Genomic DNA, 2,870 nt, shown 5'->3' with positions numbered 1-2,870 from the left:
ACGTCGAAGGGAATGCCCTGCGCGAGAAAGCTCCGCGCCAGCGCGAGTCCCGCCGGACCGCCGCCGACCACACAAACCCGTCCGATATCCGCCATGACTTATCCCTTGCCTAATGTGAGGAATGCTCATATTTTGAAAATGATAATCCCTCACATTTACTCGAGGCAAGAAAAATCGGAGAGAGAATGGCCGGGAAAGCCGTCATCCGTCGAAAACCCACCCAGGAGCGCGCCAAGGAGCGGGTCGAGCGTATTCTCGCCGCCGCGTCCGAACTCATTGCGGTGACGGGCAGCGACGCCGTGCGCATGAGCGAGATCGCCTCGCGGGCGGGCGTGCCCATCGGTTCGCTTTATCAGTATTTTCCGGACAAGCCCGCGATCCTCCGCATGTTGGCGCTGCGCGTCATGGAGCGGGTGCGCGAGGGGTTGAAGGAAAGCCTTGCCGGCATCGAGACGACGAAAGAGGCGCGCATCCGCGTCGACCAGCTGCTCGAAGGCTATTACGCGCTTTTCATCACCGAGCCCGACGTGCGCGACATCTGGTCGGCGATCCAGTCCGACAAGACGTTGCAGGTGCTCGATATCGAAGATAGCCGGGTGAACGGCAAGGTGGTCTTCGATGCGCTGAAGCATCTGGTGCCGAAGCGCGACCTGCCGCGCTTTGAAGTCGGATGTTTTTTGCTGATGCAATTGACGGGCGCCGCCGTCCGCCTCGCGATCGCGGTGGATCGCAAGGAGGGCGATAGGCTGATGAAGGAATATCGCGCGCTGACGCAGCGCGAATTCGTCGCCTTGCTCGGCGCCTAGCTCTTGCGGTCGAGGCCGGCGCGGCGGTGGGAAACCTCGGCGATGGAAGCCCAATCCTTCTCCGTGCTGCCCTGCGCCAGCGCGTCGAGGAAGCTGTCGCGCAGCACACCGGCGAAGGGCATCGGCACATGCGCGTCCTGGCTCGCGGCGAGTGCGAGGCCGACATCCTTGAAACCGAGCGGCAACGGAAAGCCCGCCGGCTCGTAGCGCTTTTCGGCGATGATCGCGCCATAGCCCTTGTAGACCGGCGAGGCGAAAAGCGTATTCGTCAGGATGTCGAGAAACGCGGCGGTTTCGACGCCATAGGCTCGGGCGAGCGCTGTCGCCTCGCCCATGGTTTCGAGCGCGGCGGCGATCATGAAGTTGCCGGCGATCTTCAGCACGTTGGCGCGCACGGGATCGTCGCCGAGCGGCCACGCCTTCTGGCCGATCGCGTCGAAGAGCGGCGCGACGCGGGATACCGCATCGGGCTTTCCGGCGACCACGACGTTGAGCTTGCCGGCTTCCGCCATGTCCGGCCGGCCGAAAACGGGCGCCGAGACATAACCAATGCCGGCGGCTTCATGGAGACCGGCCAGCTCCTGGGCCAACGCGGCCGAAATCGTCGCGCAGTTCACATGCACCGTGCCGCGCGCGCCGTCGAGAAGCCTGTTGCCGAGAACGATGTCCCGCACCGCGGCGTCGTTCGCCAGCATCGTCACGACGGCGTCGCCACGAAACGCGTCGGCGGGCGTGGCGGCCGGCGTTGCGCCGAGCTTCACGAGCTCGTCGACCGGTCCGCGAGAACGGTTCCAGACGCGGACCTTGTGACCCGCCTTGACGAGATTGGCGGCCATCGCGCGGCCCATCAGGCCCAGTCCGATAAAACCGACATCCATGAGGGCATTCCTTTTCTGCTTTCGCTCCGTCTGCCGCTGTTCATATAGGGCATAGCGGCCTATTTTTCATGAACTCGACGCAATATGAGCCGTTGCCGAAGGCTCACGCGTTCCGTTATGGCCACATCGGAGGTTTCATGCCGAAGTCGCAGATCAGGGTCGGAATAGGGGGATGGGTGTTCGAGCCCTGGCGCGGAACCTTTTATCCGGAAGGTCTCGCGCAGAGGCGCGAGCTTGAATATGCGTCGTCGAAACTCGCGACCATCGAGATCAACGGCACTTATTACGGATCACAGAAACCCGAGAGCTTCCAAAAGTGGCATGACGAGACGCCGGCGGGTTTCGTCTTTTCGCTGAAGGGGCCGCGCTTCACGACGAACCGCCGCGTTCTTTCCGAGGCCGGCTCCTCGATCGAGCGGTTTATCGAAAGCGGATTGCTCAGGCTTGGCGACAAGCTCGGACCGATCAACTGGCAGTTCATGCCGACGAAGAAATTCGATCCAGAGGATTTCGAAGGCTTTCTGAAGCTGTTGCCGAAGAGCGTCGAGGGCCGGACCATCCGGCACGCCGTCGAAGTGCGGCATGAGAGTTTCAAGACGCCGGATTTCGTCGCCCTTGTTCGGGAGCATGGCGTCGCCATCGTCACCGACGCCGATTCCGACTATCCGCAGATCGCCGATGCGACGGCGCCCTTCGTCTATGCGCGCATCATGGGAACCAGCGCGAAGGAGAAGCTCGGCTATTCCGGCAAGGCGCTCGACAGATGGGCCGCGCGTGCGCGCATCTGGGCGACGGGCGACGTGCCGGAGGATCTTGAGACCGTGGCCGCGCCGAAGCCGCGCAAATCCGGCCGGGATGTTTTTCTCTATGTCATCAGCGGCGCGAAGGAACACAACCCGGCGGCGGCCATGGCCATCGCCGAGCGGGTGGGCGGTTAAAGCCTGACCGGCGACGCCTTCGATCGCCCACCCCTCACCCTCCGCTCGCTATCGCTCGCTCCTCCCTCTCCCCTCCCGTCCGGAGGTCGATGGAGATCAAGGCGTTTGGGCGGGAGGGGAGAGGGATGTGAAGGCTTGGCTTGGGGCTTGCCCCAAGCCTTAGCCGGAGCAGGGTGAGGGGAGAGGGCCGGAAGCTTACAACCCCGGCACCGGAAATCGCGCCGTGAGCGTCCGCGTGCGGTTCGCGA

3 protein-coding genes are annotated in these 2,870 nt (G+C 63.6%); 2 read left to right on the top strand and 1 reads right to left on the bottom strand.

The annotated features are described in order from the left end of the window. Positions 1-185: 185 nt before the first annotated feature. Positions 186-806 (top strand): TetR/AcrR family transcriptional regulator, encoded by a 621-nt coding sequence (locus VMR03_RS09835; protein ID WP_325404687.1) that lies wholly within the window; start codon positions 186-188, stop codon positions 804-806. Here the strand turns inward: VMR03_RS09835 and VMR03_RS09830 are convergent. Next, complete coding sequence (locus VMR03_RS09830; RefSeq protein ID WP_325404689.1) at positions 803-1,747, bottom strand: NAD(P)-dependent oxidoreductase; 945 nt, start codon at positions 1,745-1,747, stop codon at positions 803-805. The genes VMR03_RS09835 and VMR03_RS09830 overlap by 4 nt on opposite strands. Positions 1,748-1,821: 74 nt before the next feature. On the opposite strand from VMR03_RS09830, the gene VMR03_RS09825 reads away from it, so the two are divergent. Further along, complete coding sequence (locus tag VMR03_RS09825) at positions 1,822-2,622, top strand: DUF72 domain-containing protein (RefSeq protein ID WP_325404685.1); 801 nt, start codon at positions 1,822-1,824, stop codon at positions 2,620-2,622. Positions 2,623-2,870 lie beyond the last annotated feature (248 nt).

Origin of the sequence: Parvibaculum sp. (assembly GCF_035511255.1) — a bacterium.
Lineage (GTDB): Bacteria > Pseudomonadota > Alphaproteobacteria > Parvibaculales > Parvibaculaceae > Parvibaculum.
This window is presented reverse-complemented; position numbering and strand designations above follow the sequence as displayed.